17 protein-coding genes, 3 tRNA genes and 1 riboswitch are annotated in these 16,632 nt (G+C 51.4%); of the genes, 18 read left to right on the plus strand and 2 right to left on the minus strand.

Annotated elements, in window-relative coordinates; translation table 11 throughout:
- Nucleotides 1-77: 77 nt before the first annotated feature.
- Together hpf and P157_RS0105235 are read left to right on the plus strand one after the other, a co-directional pair.
- Complete coding sequence (gene hpf / locus P157_RS0105230) at nucleotides 78-620, plus strand: ribosome hibernation-promoting factor, HPF/YfiA family (RefSeq protein WP_026760072.1); 543 nt, start codon at nucleotides 78-80, stop codon at nucleotides 618-620.
- A gap of 284 nt (nucleotides 621-904) precedes the next feature.
- On the plus strand, nucleotides 905-2,884 hold the full coding sequence (locus tag P157_RS0105235) for a methyl-accepting chemotaxis protein (protein WP_037368135.1): 1,980 nt from the start codon (nucleotides 905-907) through the stop codon (nucleotides 2,882-2,884).
- Between the two features lie 80 nt (nucleotides 2,885-2,964).
- Here P157_RS0105235 and P157_RS13925 read toward each other — a convergent pair whose 3' ends face one another.
- Nucleotides 2,965-4,080 (minus strand): chemotaxis protein CheB, encoded by a 1,116-nt coding sequence (locus P157_RS13925; protein WP_037368137.1) that lies wholly within the window; start codon nucleotides 4,078-4,080, stop codon nucleotides 2,965-2,967.
- Between the two features lie 167 nt (nucleotides 4,081-4,247).
- Nucleotides 4,248-4,350: riboswitch (purine riboswitch) on the plus strand.
- 72 nt (nucleotides 4,351-4,422) lie between these two features.
- On the opposite strand from P157_RS13925, the gene P157_RS0105245 reads away from it, so the two are divergent.
- The 9 genes from P157_RS0105245 (at nucleotide 4,423) to P157_RS0105285 (ending at nucleotide 11,338) form a co-directional block, all read left to right on the plus strand.
- Nucleotides 4,423-5,754 (plus strand): NCS2 family permease, encoded by a 1,332-nt coding sequence (locus tag P157_RS0105245; RefSeq protein WP_026760074.1) that lies wholly within the window; start codon nucleotides 4,423-4,425, stop codon nucleotides 5,752-5,754.
- A gap of 131 nt (nucleotides 5,755-5,885) precedes the next feature.
- Nucleotides 5,886-6,629, plus strand: coding sequence for a methylenetetrahydrofolate reductase (locus tag P157_RS0105250; RefSeq protein WP_026760075.1), 744 nt, complete (start codon nucleotides 5,886-5,888; stop codon nucleotides 6,627-6,629).
- A gap of 30 nt (nucleotides 6,630-6,659) precedes the next feature.
- Nucleotides 6,660-7,502: a sulfide/dihydroorotate dehydrogenase-like FAD/NAD-binding protein gene (locus P157_RS0105255; RefSeq protein ID WP_026760076.1), complete on the plus strand. Its 843-nt coding sequence runs from the start codon at nucleotides 6,660-6,662 to the stop codon at nucleotides 7,500-7,502.
- Between the two features lie 3 nt (nucleotides 7,503-7,505).
- Nucleotides 7,506-8,906: an NADPH-dependent glutamate synthase gene (gene gltA, locus P157_RS0105260; RefSeq protein ID WP_026760077.1), complete on the plus strand. Its 1,401-nt coding sequence runs from the start codon at nucleotides 7,506-7,508 to the stop codon at nucleotides 8,904-8,906.
- 116 nt (nucleotides 8,907-9,022) lie between these two features.
- The gene (locus P157_RS0105265; RefSeq protein ID WP_080695385.1) at nucleotides 9,023-9,598 is read left to right on the plus strand and encodes a 3'-5' exonuclease; all 576 of its coding nucleotides are present in this window, start codon (nucleotides 9,023-9,025) and stop codon (nucleotides 9,596-9,598) included.
- Nucleotides 9,595-10,092, plus strand: a complete 498-nt coding sequence (locus P157_RS0105270; RefSeq protein ID WP_026760079.1) for a DUF523 domain-containing protein — start codon at nucleotides 9,595-9,597, stop codon at nucleotides 10,090-10,092. The genes P157_RS0105265 and P157_RS0105270 overlap by 4 nt, the downstream gene beginning before the upstream one ends.
- Nucleotides 10,093-10,405: 313 nt before the next feature.
- Nucleotides 10,406-10,885, plus strand: a complete 480-nt coding sequence (locus tag P157_RS0105275; protein WP_026760080.1) for a DUF3990 domain-containing protein — start codon at nucleotides 10,406-10,408, stop codon at nucleotides 10,883-10,885.
- Nucleotides 10,882-11,127 carry a hypothetical protein gene (locus P157_RS0105280; protein WP_026760081.1) on the plus strand — a complete coding sequence of 82 codons (246 nt, stop codon included), beginning with the start codon at nucleotides 10,882-10,884 and terminating at the stop codon, nucleotides 11,125-11,127. Before P157_RS0105275 ends, P157_RS0105280 begins: the two co-directional genes overlap by 4 nt.
- 13 nt (nucleotides 11,128-11,140) lie before the next feature.
- Complete coding sequence (locus tag P157_RS0105285) at nucleotides 11,141-11,338, plus strand: DUF3791 domain-containing protein (protein ID WP_230578443.1); 198 nt, start codon at nucleotides 11,141-11,143, stop codon at nucleotides 11,336-11,338.
- Between the two features lie 14 nt (nucleotides 11,339-11,352).
- On the opposite strand, the gene P157_RS0105290 is transcribed toward P157_RS0105285, so the two are convergent.
- Nucleotides 11,353-12,111: a DeoR/GlpR family DNA-binding transcription regulator gene (locus P157_RS0105290; RefSeq protein ID WP_026760083.1), complete on the minus strand. Its 759-nt coding sequence runs from the start codon at nucleotides 12,109-12,111 to the stop codon at nucleotides 11,353-11,355.
- Between the two features lie 174 nt (nucleotides 12,112-12,285).
- On the opposite strand from P157_RS0105290, the gene P157_RS0105295 reads away from it, so the two are divergent.
- From P157_RS0105295 to P157_RS0105325, 7 genes are all read left to right on the plus strand, one after another.
- Entirely contained in the window at nucleotides 12,286-13,122 is an 837-nt protein-coding gene (locus P157_RS0105295; RefSeq protein WP_026760084.1) for an HAD family hydrolase, read from the plus strand.
- A gap of 99 nt (nucleotides 13,123-13,221) precedes the next feature.
- A tRNA-Asn gene (locus P157_RS0105300) sits at nucleotides 13,222-13,297 on the plus strand.
- 1 nt (nucleotide 13,298) lies between these two features.
- Nucleotides 13,299-13,373: transfer RNA gene (locus P157_RS0105305), tRNA-Glu, on the plus strand.
- A gap of 4 nt (nucleotides 13,374-13,377) precedes the next feature.
- Nucleotides 13,378-13,453: transfer RNA gene (locus P157_RS0105310), tRNA-Val, on the plus strand.
- A 60-nt stretch (nucleotides 13,454-13,513) separates the two neighbouring features.
- Nucleotides 13,514-14,032, plus strand: a complete 519-nt coding sequence (locus P157_RS0105315) for a transcription repressor NadR (protein ID WP_026760085.1) — start codon at nucleotides 13,514-13,516, stop codon at nucleotides 14,030-14,032.
- Between the two features lie 67 nt (nucleotides 14,033-14,099).
- Nucleotides 14,100-14,918 (plus strand): HD domain-containing protein, encoded by an 819-nt coding sequence (locus P157_RS0105320; RefSeq protein ID WP_026760086.1) that lies wholly within the window; start codon nucleotides 14,100-14,102, stop codon nucleotides 14,916-14,918.
- Complete coding sequence (locus P157_RS0105325) at nucleotides 14,918-16,594, plus strand: glutamine--tRNA ligase/YqeY domain fusion protein (RefSeq protein ID WP_026760087.1); 1,677 nt, start codon at nucleotides 14,918-14,920, stop codon at nucleotides 16,592-16,594. The genes P157_RS0105320 and P157_RS0105325 overlap by 1 nt, the downstream gene beginning before the upstream one ends.
- Nucleotides 16,595-16,632: the final 38 nt, after the last annotated feature.

The following is a 16,632-nucleotide window of genomic DNA, read 5'->3' on the forward strand; positions in this document are numbered from 1 at the left end:
ATATAGAACCAAATAAGTTGTTGCTAGTTAATCCGCAGGCAACGTCCTGTGGCAGTATAAGAAAGGGGATGTGTCATATGGCAACATTCACTGTAAGAGGCAAGAACATCGAGATCACTCCTTCCCTGCGCGAGTATGTGGAAAAACGTGTAGGCAAAGTCACCAAGTATTTCGAAAACGTTGGTGATATTTCGGTTCTCTTAACCGTATCGAAGGGGCGTCACATCGTCGAGGTTACGGTGCCCGTACAGAATGGCATTTTGCTTCGCGGCGAAGAGGCCACGATGGATATGTACACGTCAATTGACTTAGTGGTGGAAAAACTGGAGCGCCAGATTCATAAACAGAAAACGAAACTGGCTCGCCGTTTCCGTGGCGGCGGCTTCAAGGCCGAAGCCCTCAAGACGCCCCCTGTTGAAGGGCCGGCAGATGATGAGGAATATCAGGTCGTGAAGACCAAACGCTTCGTGGTAAAACCCATGGACGTACAGGAAGCCATCATGCAGATGAATCTCCTGAACCACAACTTCTTCGTCTTCCGCAACTCCCAGACGGAAGATGTGCAGGTGGTCTACAAGCGCACCGATGGCAATTACGGGCTGATTGAGTCCGGTAACTGAGCATTTACAAGGCTGTGAGCAAAATGAGCAATCGTTTTGCTCACAGTTTTTTTATTCTGCAAGCATGAAAAATAATTTTTTGTCGCGAAATAGTAAAACAAAAATTTACTGCCACAGCTTTTACGTCATCAGGAAGGACAGGCTTATTTTTGTGCGTTCTGCATCGCTTATTTTTAGAAAATTTTTAGTCTTTGAAAGGATTTGCGAATTGAGCGTAGAAGTATTAAGGCACGGGAAATTGTGATTTGAGAAAATCCAATATAAGGAAGAGAGGATGGTCATGTATGGGGATTAAACAAAAATTCACGGTACTAGCCGGAATTATCGGTGTGTTATTGGCGGTGGTTTCCATTATTGGCTTTTACACAGCGGATAGCAATCTGGAGAAGGCTGTGGAGCAGGAATTAACCGCTACCATGGGAGATGCAGCTTCCCAAATGGATGGCTGGCTGCAGGCAAAAGGGAGATCCGCCCAGTATGCGGCAGATTTGCTGACGGAGTTCAATGGGGACGAAACCCGAACCAAGAGCATTGCTTCTCTGGCTATCGGTGCTTCGGATAAAGAAATTCTTGACATCAATGTGGGCATGGAGGATGGTTATTTTGCTTCCTACCGCACCCAGAACAAGAGCACAGGGACTCTTGATCCGCGTACTCGTCCTTGGTACAACGATGCGAAGAAGGCTGGCAAGATGGTCTTTACCGATCCCTATGTAGACAAGAATACGGGGAAACTGGTGGTTTCAGCGGTGGCGCCTTTCAAGGCTAACGGCCAGTTTGCAGGAGCCATCTGTACGGATATTGACCTGGCTGTAGTGGATGCGCAGGTGGATAAGCTGAAATACCACGGCGAAGCTGGTATGGCAACTGTTGCGGATAAGACGGGCATGATTCTGGGAATTGGTACAGATGAGGCTATTGGCTCCAAGTTTCAGGATTTGCCAGGAATTGGCAGTCATTTTGAAGAAATGCTGAAAGCTGGCAAGGGTGTATTTGTCTTTGACAACCCCCGGGATGGCAAAATGATTTGTGGCTATACCGTGGTACCTAGCACGGGCTGGCTCTTTGCCATGAGCGTCCCCTATGATTATGTATTTGCCGCTGTCAGCAGCTTGAAGATTGTCTATGCCGTGTTGACCTTGGTAGGTTTGGCGTTGGTACTGGTGGTTTGCTTTGCCTTTGCGGGCCGCATTACCAATCCGATTGTGGCGCTGGAAGCTAATGCCCGCGAACTGGCCAATGGCAATCTGTCCCAGAAGAATCTGGAGGTTACTTCCCGCGATGAAATCGGCTCTTTGACGCAGGCCTTTAATACCATGAGTGACAATCTGCGCAACCTTATCCGGCAGATGGCCACGACTTCGGAGCAGGTGGCTGCATCCTCCGAAGAACTTACGGCTAACGCCCAGCAGTCGGCAGATGCATCCGTGCATGTTGCCGAAACGGTGGGGGATGTTGTGGGCAATGTGGCCCAGCAGCTCAGTGATATCGGCAGTGCCAAGGAAAGCGTGGATGGCGTTTATCACGATATTGCGGAAATGTCCGCCAAGGCTAAGCATGTAACGACCGCTTCCAACCAGACGGCAGAAGCTGCCAAGAAGGGCGCCGATTTGATGGAAGAAGCCATCAAGAAGATGGGCGCTATCGAGCAGAGTGTTCTTTCTTCCTCGGAAGTCGTCAGGACGCTGGGCGAAAGTTCTCAGCAGATTGGCCAGATTGTGGAGGCGATTTCCTCCATTGCTCAGCAGACGAACCTCCTCTCCCTCAATGCAGCCATTGAAGCTGCTCGTGCCGGTGAGCAGGGACGCGGCTTTGCAGTCGTAGCAGAAGAAGTCCGCAAGCTGGCGGCTGAATCCCAGGAATCGGCAGAACAGATTAAAGAACGCATTGCTTCCATTCAGAATGAAACGGCTCGGGCTGTGGAATCCATGCAGAGCGGTACCGAAGAGGTGACTTTGGGAACCAAGGCCATTCGGGATGTAGGCGAGCAGTTCGAAGACATTATGAGCAAGGTGGATTCTATCAATGTGCAGATGGAAGAAATCAATGGTGCAGTATCGCAGGTTTCCACTGGTGCCGAGCAGATTGTGACGGCAGTGGATGCCATTGACAGCGTAAGCAACAAGACTTCCGACAGCATGCAGACCATTTCTTCGGCAACAGAAGAACAGTCTGCATCGAACGAAGAGATTGCAGCCGCTTCGCAGGCGTTGGCTAATCTGGCGAACAAGATGCAGGAGGCTGTCGGCAAGTTCCGGCTTTAAGAAATTCATAGGCACAATAAAGGAAGGCGGTGACCATGTGGTCACCGCCTTTAGTGTACGTTTTATTGATTTTTGACAAGTCAACGGACGAGTTTATAAATGGCCTGCGGGATGCTGGAAAGGGGCAGCTGCTGCTGTACGGCGCCCAACTCAAAAGCGGATTTAGGCATGCCGTAGACAACGGAGCTGGCGGCATCCTGTCCGATGGTGGGCGAACCCAGCTGACGCATTTTAAGCAGGCCGGCAGCACCGTCTTTGCCGATGCCGGTAAGGATGATGCCCATGGCATGGTTCCCTGCCACATCCGCCACGCTGTCGAAGAGTACATCTACCGATGGGCAGACACTGTGCACTGGCGGTCCGGGCTTGCATTCGAGCATATAGCGGGTGCCCATGCGGGAGATGGTCATATGCTTGGCTCCCGGCGCAATGTAGACGTGATTGGGCAGTACCACATCCCCGCTGACCGCTTCCTTTACGGAAAGATGACATTCCGTGTTCAGGCGCTCGGCAAAGAGGCGGGAGAACATGGGGGGAATGTGCTGGACAATGACAATGCCCGGCAGAGGCGGCTGCAGCTGGGTGAGAATTGACGATAAGGCTTCTGTTCCGCCAGTAGAGGCGCCGATGGCAATGAGGTCAATCTGCGCCGCGTTGGGCGGTGGTGTTATGCTGCTGGTAATGGGGCAGGGCACTGGTTTCGGTGGTGCTGGCGGCTGTGCAGGCTTGGAGGCCTGCCAGATTTCTTTTGTCACTACAGCACCGCTGCCAATGTCAGACGGCCGGCTATTGGCACGGTCCGCTTTCCCTTGAGAAACCAGCAGGGCACTGACCAGCTGCTCAAAGAAGGGTTCCATGGGCTGGCCCGTGGAAGGCTTTTTCAGGTACTGGGCAGCTCCCAGGAATTGGGCTGCCCTTTGGCCGCTTTCCAAGATTCCATAAGTCACAACGGGAGCCGCGGGAAAGGTTTTAATCAGCAGAGGCAGAAACTTTTCCTGTTTTACCAATAAGGAAGATAAGGCAAAGTTCAGCACAATGATGGTGGGCTTGAAAACAGCCAGTTTGCTCAGTGCCTCAGCAGGCTGGCCGGCACGTTCCACCAGACTTCCGGCGGGCAGCCTTTTGGTCAGCTCCTGCAATAAGGTATTCTGAAACATTATGGAGTTGTCAATGACGAATACCCTCAAATTATGCATAAGCTCCTCCAAGTCAGGCTTACGTACTTACAGTTATTACTTTACTATATAATTGTAACATAAAATCCTGCTCGCAGGTAGCAGAATATGGAGGAGAAGCGTTTTTTGCGGGCATTTTTTATGATTGCTAATTTTCTAACAAATTGACATATGTCCTAATATTTGCTATGCTAGTACCGTTAATTTCTTGTATAAGCCCGCTGATAGGGTGCGGGCGTTTCTACAGGCAGCCGTAAACTGTCACAGTCTACAAGAAGAAGCAGGGAGTTTTTTGCTTCTTTTTTCTTGACTGGTGCAGAGTTTTTGTTTGACCTGTGGAGAAAGAGGAGGCTATTATTTTTTATGCAAGCACAAGCAAGTCAGTCTTTCCTAGAGCGCTTCTTTAAGCTCTCGGAAAAGGGAACCACGGTACGCACGGAAGTCATCGCTGGTTTCACCACCTTTATCGCTTTGGCCTACATCATGTTCGTCAATCCGAACATTCTGGCCGATGCCGGTGTGCCCAAGGAAGCGGCCATTGCTTCCACCATTTGGATTGCAGCGCTGTCCACACTTATGATGGGCGTATTCGCCAACTATCCGGTAGCCTTGGCACCGGGCATGGGCTTAAATGCGTTTTTTGCTTATTATGTCTGCGGCGTTTTAGGCCTGCATTGGACGGTTGCTCTGGGCGCCGTTTTCTTCTCTGGTTTGCTGTTTTTAATTCTGACCATCAGCCATGTGCGTCAGGCCATCATCAACGCTGTGCCGCAGAATCTGCGCGTGGCTATCGGCGTGGGTATCGGTCTGTTTATCGCCTTTATCGGTCTTAAGGGCACGGGACTTATCGTCAGTGACCCGGCCACGTTCATCACGCTGGGCAGTGTAACGAAGCCGGAAACGGCCATGTCCCTGTTCGGCCTCGTACTCACCGGCGTATTGATGGCCCGTGATGTGCAGGGCTCCATTCTTATCGGTATCATTGCCACCACGGTTCTTTCCATGGTGCTGGGCTACTCCCCGGTACCGGCAAGTTTTGCTGATGTAGTCAGCACCAGCCTGCCCCATATGGGTGAAACCTTCGGCAAGCTCGACATCATGGGGGCCTGGAACTACGGCATCCTGTCCATTATCTTCACCTTTACGGTCGTGGAACTCTTCGATAACATGGGTACGCTGATTGGCCTGACCGCCAAAGCCAAGCTCGTGAAAGAAAATGGCGAGATTGAAAACCTCGACCGCGCGCTGAACACCGACGCTGTGGGTACGATTTTCTCCGCAGTATTCGGTACTTCCACGGTAACTTCCTACATTGAAAGTGCTGCTGGTATCGCCGCTGGCGGTAAGACGGGTCTGACGGCTGTAACGGTAGCTGTGCTGTTTTTGGTATCGCTGCTGTTTGCTCCGCTGATTGGTCTGGTGCCGGGTTATGCTACGGCTCCGCCGCTTATCCTCGTTGGTGCGCTGATGATGTCTGAAGTAGGCAAGGTAAACTTCGCTGACTTCACTGACGGTCTGCCCGCCTTCCTGACCATCATCATGATGCCCATGACTTCTTCCATCGCTAACGGTTTTGCCTTCGGTTTCATCAGCTATGCTTTCATGAAATCCCTGTCCGGCAAGGCCAAGGAAGTCAGCCCCATCATGTGGCTGGTAAGCATTGCCTTTATGGTGAATCTCTTTATGCGTTCTTAATGGCAGTAACAGAGCCCTCCCGGGAAAGGGGAGGGCTTTTTCTTTGCCCTTGCAATTTCATAAAAAAGACATTACAATAGTATTCATGCAGCTTATGCTTTACAAATTAACAGATAGTCTGGAGGCAGCCTATGAAACGAGTATCCGTGGAGCTGATTCCCCGTGACGAGGAGACTTTGCGCGGCGAGTTACAGCTTTTGAAGCAGTATGAGGGCAAGATTGATGTCATCAATATCCCCGATTTACTGCGGTTTGACACCCGCAGCTGGGAAGGTTCGGCAATTGCCCAGGAGTATTTTGCCATGTCCATGCCTCATATCCGCGCCATGGATATCGACTTGGACAAGGAACTGCCCATGAAGGATTATCTGCGGGAAAAGGGCATCAAGGAAGTGCTGGTGGTGCAGGGCGACCCGCCGCAGCGCATGACCCATGAGGTTTATCCGACGGAATCCACGGACGTCATCCGCAAGTTCCGCGAGGAAATGCCGGAAGTGAAGGTCTATGCGGGCATTGACCAGTACAGAAGTTCCATGCGCCATGAGCTTTACCGTACCCGCCGCAAGGTGCAGGCCGGGGCCGCAGGTTTCTTCACGCAGCCGTTCTTCGACATGCGGATGCTGGAAATCTATATGGATATGCTCGATGGGCTGGATGTGTACTGGGGCGTATCGCCGGTGGTCACGGCGGCTTCGCAGAGCTATTGGGAGCGCAAGAACAACGTCATTTTCCCGAAGCACTTTGCGCCGACCTTGGAGTGGAGTGTGGATTTCTCCCGTCAGGTCATGGAAATGGCGGACAAGAAGGATGCCAATGTGTATCTGATGCCCATTAAGACCAATCTGGAAGAGTATTTAGCAGGTGTATTAGCCTGATTTTATTGTGTGTATTTAGGAGAGTGAATCATGTTTAAGATTCTGAAAAAGGAAGAGCTGTCTCCCAGCGTCTTCTCCATGGATATCGAAGCCCCGCGTGTGGCCAAGAAATGTCTGGCTGGCCAGTTCATCATTCTGCGGGTGGACGAGGAAGGTGAGCGCATTCCTCTGACCATCGCGAACTTTGACCGCGAAAAAGGCATCATCAACATCGTATTCCAGGTAATCGGTGCCTCCACGATGGCTCTGGCTGCAAAAGAAGCCGGCGACAGCATTGTGGACTTTGCCGGTCCCTTGGGCCAGCCGTCTGAAATCAAGAAGTTTGACGGCACGGTTGTTGTCGTGGGCGGCGGTATCGGTGTTGCTCCGACTTTCCCGATTGCCCGTGCGATGAAGGAAGCAGGCAACAAGGTTATCGCCATCATGGGTGCCAAGACCAAGGACATTCTGATTATGGAAAAGGAAATGTCCGAAGTGACGGATGAAATCCTGATTACGACCGATGATGGTTCCCGCGGCATCAAGGGCTTTGTCACCTATGCGGTGCAGGAACTCGTGAACCGCGGCGAAAAGATTGCCCAGATTACGGCTATCGGTCCGGTTATCATGATGAAGAGCGTGGCTGATGCTACGCGTGAACTCGGCATTCCGACGGTGGTCAGTCTGAATCCCATCATGGTAGACGGTACGGGCATGTGCGGCGGCTGCCGTGTAACCGTAGGCGACGAAACGAAGTTTGCCTGCGTAGATGGCCCGGAATTTGACGCACACAAGGTAGATTTCCCCGAACTCATGAGCCGCCAGCGTATGTACCGCGACATGGAGGCTGAGGAAAAGGACCATATTTGCCGCATTGGTTTGGGGAGGAAATAAACGATGGCTTTGTCTTTGAAGAAACATGAAATGCCGGTGCAGGACCCGCAGGTTCGCGCCCATAACTTTGATGAAGTAGCTTTGGGCTACGATGAGGAAACGGCAGTAGCCGAAGCAGAACGCTGCCTGCACTGCAAAGTGCCGCAGTGCCGCAAAGGCTGCCCGGTGTCCGTAGATATCCCGGAATTTATCGGCAAGATTAAAGAGCGCGATTTTGACGGCGCCATTGAAAAAATCAAGGAAGCCAACGCGCTGCCAGCTGTCTGCGGCCGTGTCTGCCCGCAGGAAAACCAGTGCGAAAAATACTGCGTGCTGGCCAAGAAGGGCGAATCCGTCGGCATTGGCCGTCTGGAGCGCTATGTAGCGGACCGCTATATGGCCAAGAATGAAGAAGTAAAGCCCATTGAATACGCCGAAGATGCACAGAAGGTAGCCGTGATCGGCTCCGGCCCCTCCGGCTTGTCCTGTGCCGGCGATTTGGCCAAGAAGGGTTACAAGGTAACGGTATTTGAGGCCCTGCACAAGGCGGGCGGCGTGCTGTCCTACGGCATTCCTGAATTCCGTCTGCCGAAAGATGATGTCGTGAAGAAGGAAATCGACAACATCGCCAAACTCGGCGTGAAGTTTGAACTCAACTCCGTAGCCGGCCGCCTGTTCACGGTGGACGAGCTCATGGAAGAAGAAGGCTTTGATGCGGTATTCATCGGCACGGGTGCTGGTCTGCCGCGTTTCCAGGGCATTCCGGGCGAAAGCCTCAGCGGCGTTTATTCTGCCAATGAATTCCTGACGCGCTGCAACCTCATGAAGGCGTACAAGTTCCCGGAATACGCTACGCCGATTAAGATTGGCAAGAAGGTCGCCGTTATCGGCGGCGGCAACGTGGCTATGGATGCTGCCCGCACGGCGCTGCGTCTGGGCGCGGAAAAGGTCTATATCGTCTATCGCCGCAGCGAGGCAGAACTGCCTGCTCGTAAGGAAGAAGTGGAACATGCCAAAGAGGAAGGGATTGAATTCAAGCTCCTCAATAACCCGGTGGAAATTCTTGGGGATGAAAACGGCTGGGTGAGTGGCATGCGCTGCATCAAGATGGAACTCGGTGAGCCTGATGAATCCGGCCGCCGCCGTCCGGTAGCTGTGGCTGGTTCTGAGTTTGACCTGGATGTGGAAACGGTTATCGTATCCATCGGTACCGGCCCGAATCCGATTATTTCGCAGACCACGCCGGGCCTTGATACGACGAAGCGCGGCAATATCGCTGCTGACGAGGAAACTGGGGAAACGTCCAAGCCGGGCGTATTTGCCGGCGGCGATATCGTAACGGGTGCCGCTACGGTAATTCTCGCCATGGGCGCAGGCCGCAAGGCAGCTGCCGCCATTGACGAATATTTGAAAAGCAAGCGCTAAGCGTTAATTGAATAAACAATGGGGAATCCACCTGGGCCTACGCTCAGGTGGATTTGTCCGTTTGTAATTCGATTGATGAAAGTTATATAAGCAAGAAAAGAAGGAACGATTGATTTATGATGAACTTTGCGGCCATTGACTTTGAAACGGCCACGGGCTGCCGTAACTCAGCCTGCAGTGTGGCGGTGATGGCGGTGGAAGATGGCAGGATGAAGGATGTATACTACTCGCTAATTCAGCCGCCCATGAATAAGTACAATTACTTCAATATACAGATTCATGGCATTACGCCCAATGACACAAAAAATGCGCCGACCTTTGCCGAAATCTGGCCGGAACTTAAAAGCCATCTCGAAGGGAAAATCGTGGTGGCGCATAATGCAAAATTTGATATGGGTGTTTTAAGTGCGTGTCTTGCGGATGAAGGACTGCCGACACCGGATTTTGCCTACTGCGATACGGTAGCCATTGCCCGCAAGGCCTGGCCGTTTTTGGAGAATCACAAACTGGATACGGTGGGCACGCATCTGCATATTGATTTCCAGCATCATAATGCCATGGATGATGCCCGTACCTGTGCCGCAATTCCTTTGGCAGCCGGACAGGAATTAAAAGAGGATTCTTTGGAGTCCTTGGCGAAAAAACTGGGTATAAATGTGTGTGTGTTTGGGAGAAAGGGGTATCGAAGATGATTCTGGTTAGCGCCTGTCTGTTAGGGCATAAGGTAAAGTACAGCGGAGGGGCCAACACCCATGAGCTGCTGTTGAAATACAATGAGCGGGGCCGCTTTATCGCCGTCTGCCCCGAATGCTTCGCCATGCTGCCTTGCCCAAGGCCGGCTATGGAGATTCAGGGTGGTACGGGCAAGAAAGTCCTTGCGGGCAAAGCGCGGGCTATGGACGAAAACGGCATGGATACCACCCAGTACCTGCTGACGGGGGCCGACAAGGTGCTCAAAATCGCCGAAGCCTATAATGCGAAAGTCGCCATTCTCAAAGAAGGCAGCCCCTCCTGCGGCGTCAAAAAAATCCATAGCGGCAACTTTGATGGCAAAAAAGTCAAAGGGCAGGGCGTAACCACCGCTCTTTTGCAAAAACACGGCATTACGGTCTATTCCGAAAAAGATATGACCGTGGGACGGCTTGAAGAACTTATTGCCGAAGATGTGAAACGGGATAGAATATGATTACCACGTCTGGGTTCGTGGCACAAGGCGCAGGGCAGGCGGGGATAGCTGTCTTACGCTATGACGGGGAGCTGAACGGATTTTTTGCCTTTAATTAAGTATCGTGAAAAGCAAAAACTCGCTACGCTCAAACAGTATGCTTTTCACAATAAAACAGCGGTATGGCAAAAAATCCGTTCTTAACGCTCACCGCCAACGCTTCAGCCAGCTATCCCCGCCTGCTCTGCGCTGCTTTAGAGCTAATATTAATAATCTTTTTAGGCAAATAAGGGACTATGTTACGGTATAATTCTTTGTGAATGAGGAGATTGTTATGGTGTTATTTCATGGAAGCAATATTGTAGTTCGTGAACCTAAGATATTGAAATCGCAAAGATTTTTGGACTTTGGCGCTGGCTTTTATATGACCAGTGACTTTGAGCAGGCACGGAAGTGGGCGGTTAGGACGGCTGCCCGTCGTGAGGAAGGCGTAGCAACGATATCTGTTTTTGAAATTAGCGATGATTATGTGGATAGAGTGAAGGTACTGGCTTTTGTCAGACCGGATAGAGATTGGCTGCGGTATATAACGGCTCATCGCACTGGAAATCCACCTGCTGATGATTATGATATGGTGGTTGGGCCTGTGGCCAATGACCAAGCTATCCGCACGGTCAACAATTATTTGAAGGGTTATTTTCCCGAAGATGTGGCGATTAAACTGTTATTGCCACAGAAGTTAAAAGACCAATATTTGTTTCGTACAGAGAAAGCGTTGGATTTATTGGTCTTTAAGGAGGCGAAGCAGTTATGAAGCGGCTCGACCCCGATATTTTGGATTATTACAATGAAGCTGTGGTCAATATGCTGGTGGAGAAGTATGGCTATAGCTATATGGAGGCATTGCAGAAGTTTGTGCAATCCAAGACCCATGAAATGTTAGAAAATGAGGCTTGCGGCATGACGGATTTTGGTGCCGGAGCAATTTTGGAAATTTGGGAAGCAGAGCAGATTACTGGTGACCCGCGCAAGTCTGTGTATATTCGAGGTGAGTGATATGCCGGAGGAAATGAAATTTTTTATGTACCTGCTGGAATTTTATGCGGCCTATAAGAATCGTAAGACCGGTGAAGTTTTGGCTGAATGGGAAAGCAAGGGACTTACCAAGAAGATATATGACAATTATTGGGTGTATCATACAGAAGCTATCGAGAATGCCTATGCTGATATTGATAACCTGTTGAATACTGGCAAGCATGCCTGGTGATTTAAAAGGTTCCGTTAAACCTGCACGATTTCTACGCCCTGCTTTTGGGCGGCGGTGAGGAAGTCTTTATCGGCCTGCTTATCGGTGACCAGCATATCGATGTCTTTGAGAGTGCAGACCTGTATGAAGGACAGGTGATTGATTTTCGTATGGTCAAAGACCACGACTTTTTTGTTGGCGCGCTCCAGCAGGGCGAGCTTTACGGCTTGGTCGTCGAAGTCCGGGGACATGATGCCGCTGGCGTCGATGGAGCAGATGCCCAGAAAGGCGATGTCGATGCGGAAGTTTTTAATCATGCGGCAGGTCAGGTCGCCAAAAAATCCATGCGGGGAACTGCGGTAGAAGCCGGGCATGGCGATGAGTTGCAGTTTGTCATTGACAGAGAGAATATTGTGAATCGGCAATGAGTGGGAGAGTACCGCGATATTTTGCCGATTTTTTAATTCCTCGGCGATTTCGATATTGGTCGAGCCAGTGTCGAGGTAAATGGCATTGCCTTCCTTAATGAGTCCGGCGCAGAATTCGGCAATGGCATTCTTCTCCTTGGCCATGCGCAATGAACGGGCGCTGACGTTGGCCAGGGCCGCGGTGCCTTCATTGAGGACAGCACCGCCATGAACGAGCGTGACGATATTCATATCGGCCAGCCGGTGCAAATCCCGGCGGATGGTCATATCGGAAACTGCGAGCCGTTGGGCCAGCTCGCGGACATAGACGGCTTTAGCCTTCTGCAATTCCTGCAGGAGGAAGTGACGGCGTTCACGGGAATTCATAATTACCTCCAGATTTGACATGTCAAAATGTTTGTTTTCTGTTATATTAACGATTATAACATGATAATCGCACAAAAGAGGCGAAAAACTGTGAAAAACACACAGAAAACGAACAGAAATATCTTGTAGCGCTTCGGAGCACTGGCTATAATGAAAGCAACAACAGGGGTTGACATGGGGAAAGAGGTAATGATGATGACGGATTGCAGAACGAAAATCGTTTTTTCGGATATTGATGGCACTTTATTGACAAGTCAACATAAGGTGACATGTCAAAGCAAGGCGGCTGTGCAGAAACTGGCGCAGAAGGATATTCCTTTCGTGCTGGTGTCGGCGAGGATGCCGGCGGCCATTTATCCCATTACGGACGAGCTGGACGTGAAGATGCCCATAATCAGCTATAGCGGAGCTTTGGTCTTAGACCGGGAAGGCAGGACCTTGGCCAGCACCAAGATGGAGGAAAAGCCCACGCGGCAGCTGCTGCAAGAACTGGCGGAGAAATTTCCCCAGATTACGGCCAACTTCTACACGGATAATAAGTGGTATGTAAAAGACAGGACGGACAAGCGGGTGCAGCGGGAAATGGATATTACCTCGGCCACAGCCGAGAATGCAGATTTTGCGGAGCTGCTGGACGAGGGGATTTATCCCCACAAGATTCTCCTGATGGCTGAACCGGAGGACTGCGTGGCGGCAGAAAATTATTTCCGGGAAAATTATCCTGCGTTTCAGGTCGTGCGTTCCTCATCCATTCTGCTCGAAATCATGTCCGGCTGCGTCTCCAAGGCAGGAGGAATTGCCGTGCTGTTAAAGCATTACGGCCTGACGGTGGAGGAGGCCCTTTCCTTTGGCGACAGCTACAACGACATTCCCATGCTGGAATACACGGGCCAAAGCGTAGCCATGGGCAATGCTCCGGATGTGGTGAAAGAAGCGGCCAAAGATGTGACGCTGACGAGTGATGAAGATGGCATCAGCGCCTATCTGAATGGCTATTTTGAGAGGTTCTAAAAAAATCCTAAAAAAAAATAAATTTTTTTCAAAAAAGGGGTTGCAATCTCTGAAAAGATGTCGTATAATAATTTTCGTTGGTGAGACACACCACGGCATTCCCCGATAGTTCAGCCGGTAGAACGGTGGACTGTTAATCCATATGTCGCAGGTTCGAATCCTGCTCGGGGAGCCATGGCGCGTTGGTCAAGTGGTTAAGACACCGCCCTTTCACGGCGGCTTCATGGGTTCGAATCCCATACGCGTCACCATTTCGGGCGATTAGCTCAGCTGGGAGAGCGCCTGCCTTACAAGCAGGATGTCAGCAGTTCGATCCTGTTATCGCCCACCATTTGAAATTTAAGCTGCCGCAAGGCAGCTTTTTTTGTTATCCAAAAAGGAGGGGATTTCTATGACCACAGAGGAACGGCGGGCGGAAGTCCTGCGCCGTTTGCAGGCAGCCACTTCGCCCCTGACCGGTACGCGCCTTTCCCGGGAACTCGGCGTCAGCCGTCAGATTATCGTCGGAGATGTAAGCATTCTGCGGGCGGAGGGCGCAAAGATTTTTGCGACTCCCCGGGGCTATATTTTGCCCGAGGATGAACCCAGCCAGAAAAAGATTACACTCGTCTGCCAGCATTCGGCAGAGGATATGGAAGCGGAGCTCAATGCCATCGTGGATAACGGCGGTGCCGTGCTGGATGTGATTGTGGAGCATCCGGTCTATGGCCCGATTAAGAGCGATTTGTTTCTGGAGAGCCGCCGGGATGTCAAGAATTTCCTCACCAAGATGAAAAAGTGCCAGGCCAATCCGCTGCTCGTCGTGACCGGCGGGATTCACATTCATACGGTGCGGGTGCCGGATGAGGAAGCGCTGGCTGATATCCGGCGGGAATTGCAGGCTTTGGGGATTTTGGTAAATATTGCGTGAGAAGTGCCTTCGTAGTATAATAAACTGTACTTTGTTATGAAGCAGAATTGTAAAGAAGGCTGTAATATTGAAAGAATTACTGAAGAAAATGCACGCCTGGATGGATGGCTACATGAATCAGTTCGTCACCGATGACGAAGAGGTCATGCAGGGCATCCGCATCAAGATGAATCATACAGGCTACGTCACGGCCATTGCCCGCGAATTGGCACAGCATTTAGAGCTCAGTGAGCACGATGTGCAGCTGGCGGAAATCATGGGCCTGTTCCATGATGTGGGCCGTTTCCGGCAGTACAGCATCTACAAGACCTTTAACGATGCCCAGTCGGAAGACCACGCGGATTTGGGGCTCAAAGTGTTGGCCGAGGAAATGCCCTATATGGCGGATTTATCGGCGGAAGATGCCGAGCTGGTTCGCTATGCCATAAAGTATCATAATAAGAAGAAAATTCCCGCCGAGGCGGCAGGGCGAAAACTCCTGTTTGCCAAGCTGCTGCGGGATGCGGATAAATTGGATATCTATCGGGTGCTGTTGCCTTATCTGGACCCCGAGAAGGCAGACGAGGCGCCGAAGTTTATCCGTTCCGATGCCAGCCAGTTCATCAGCCCGGATTTTATCGAGGCTTTTAAGCACGGTGAGCAGGCGGATTACCGTCAGCTGCGGACGCATGGTGACCGCAAGCTGGTGCGTCTGCTTTGGGTTTATGATGTGAACTTTGCCTGGACGCTCCAAAAGATGGTGGACCGTGGTTATATCCAGACGGTTATCGACCATCTGCCGGAGCAGGAAGGTGTCGATATCGGCGTGAAGCGCCTGTGGAAATATATAGAAGAGAAATGTGCAACACCAGATGATGTGTCTGCGTATATAAAGGAGAGAATGTAATGGCAGAAAACACGACAATCGCCACAAACTTTGTGCAGAATGCGATTGAGGAAGACCAGAAGAACGGTAAGTACACCGAGGGAATCCATACTCGTTTTCCACCGGAACCGAACGGTTATCTGCATATCGGCCACGCCAAGTCCATTTGCTTGAACTTTGGTCTGGCTGAGTACAACCATGGTCTGTGCAATCTGCGTTTTGACGATACCAACCCCACCAAGGAAGATACGGAATATGTGGACTCCATTCAGGAGGACATCCGCTGGCTCGGATTTAGCTGGCAGAACCGCATGTACTATGCTTCTGACTACTTCGATAAGCTCTACGATTACGCTGTGGAACTCATCAAGAAGGGCTTGGCTTACGTTGACGATTTGACGGCTGAGGAAATCAAGGAATACCGCGGCACGCTGACGGAACCGGGCAAGGAAAGCCCGTACCGCAACCGCAGTGTGGAGGAAAACCTCGACCTGTTCGCCCGCATGAAAGCCGGCGAGTTTGCCGATGGGGAAAAGGTACTGCGTGCCAAAATCGACATGGCTTCGCCGAACATGGTTATGCGCGACACGGTTATCTACCGCATTGCTCATGCTCATCATCACCGCACGGGCGACAAGTGGTGCATCTATCCGATGTACGACTTTGCGCATCCGCTGTCCGATGCCATTGAGGGCATTACCCATTCCGTCTGCACGCTGGAATTTGAGGAACATCGTCCGTTCTATGACTGGCTGCTCGAAAATCTCGGCTTTGACGTCAATACCCGTCCACGCCAGATTGAGTTTGCCCGCCTGAACCTCACGAACACCGTGACCAGCAAGCGCAAGCTGCGCCAGCTCGTGGAAGAAGGCCATGTGCGCGGCTGGGATGACCCGCGTATGCCGACCATTTCCGGCCTGCGCCGCCGTGGTTTTACGCCGGCTGCCCTGCGCAAATTCTGCGAGGAAATCGGTGTGGCCAAGGGCAATAGCCTCGTCGATGTGGCGATGCTCGAATCCTGCGTGCGCTCGGACCTCAACGAAAACGCTGACCGCATTATGGCAGTGCTGCGTCCGCTGAAGGTCGTGATTACGAACTATCCGGAAGATAAGGAAGAATGGCTGCTGGGGGACAATAACCCCATGCATGGCGGCCACCGCTTTATTCCGTTCTCCCGTGAACTTTACATCGAACAGGAAGACTTTATGGAAGAAGCGCCCAAGAAGTTCTTCCGCTTGAAACCGGGCGGAGAAGTCCGCCTCAAGCACGCCTATATCATCAAATGTGATGAGGTCATCAAGGATGAGGCTGGCAATGTGGTGGAACTGCACTGCACGGCTGACCTCGAATCCAAGACCGGCGGTGCTACGGCCAGCCGCAAGATTAAGGGCACCATCCACTGGGTAGCTGCCAAGACGGCTGTGCCTGCCGAAGTACGGCTCTATGATTATTTGCTGGAAACCGATGAAAACGGGAATTTGCCCGCTGACTTTATCGGTGCACTCAATAAAAATTCCTTGGAAGTTATCGACAACGCCTGGGTAGAACCCAGCGTGAAGCTCCAAGCCGCAGGCAAGCATTATCAGTTCCTGCGCACGGGGTACTTCGTAATCGATACGGATACCACGCCGGATAAGCTGGTGTTCAACCGTGTGGTTGGACTCCGTGACAGCTGGGCCAAGGAAAAGAACAAATAATCTACTCGTCAAGAAAGAAGTGAACGTACTTTGGAAAG

The sequence above is a fragment of the Selenomonas ruminantium AC2024 genome (assembly GCF_000687995.1).
Lineage (GTDB): Bacteria > Bacillota > Negativicutes > Selenomonadales > Selenomonadaceae > Selenomonas_A > Selenomonas_A ruminantium_B.